1 pseudogene is annotated in these 336 nt (G+C 64.6%); it reads left to right on the top strand.

Features of this window, described 5'->3' with window-relative positions:
- Positions 1-225 (top strand): annotated as a pseudogene (locus tag AC0IYH_RS30245) (hypothetical protein); the annotation flags it as partial.
- Positions 226-336: the final 111 nt, after the last annotated feature.

Here is a 336-nt window from a genome sequence, read left to right as displayed (position 1 = left end):
ATGTTCGTGATGGTCGGTGCGGTGCCGAACACGGCTTGGCTCGCGGATCTGGTGCGGCTCGACGACAAGGGTTTTGTCCTGACCGGCGGAGACGTCAGCTCCGCCTCGCCCCACGCAACATCTTGCCCGGGCGTTTTCGCCGTCGGGGACGTGCGCTCGGGCTCCGTCAAGCGCGTGGCCTCCTCGATGGGCGAGGCGCAGTCCACAGCTGCGAAGTTCGCATAAAAAAAGTGAAGAGCGCGAGGCGTAGGCGGCCGCTGCCGCCTACGCAGTGAGGCGACCTTCGTCGCCTCTAACACCGCTGCGGCGATGTCTTTGAGTTCAATGGTAGAGGGG

It is taken from the genome of Pseudomonas sp. AC463 (genome assembly GCF_979253585.1).
This window is presented reverse-complemented; position numbering and strand designations above follow the sequence as displayed.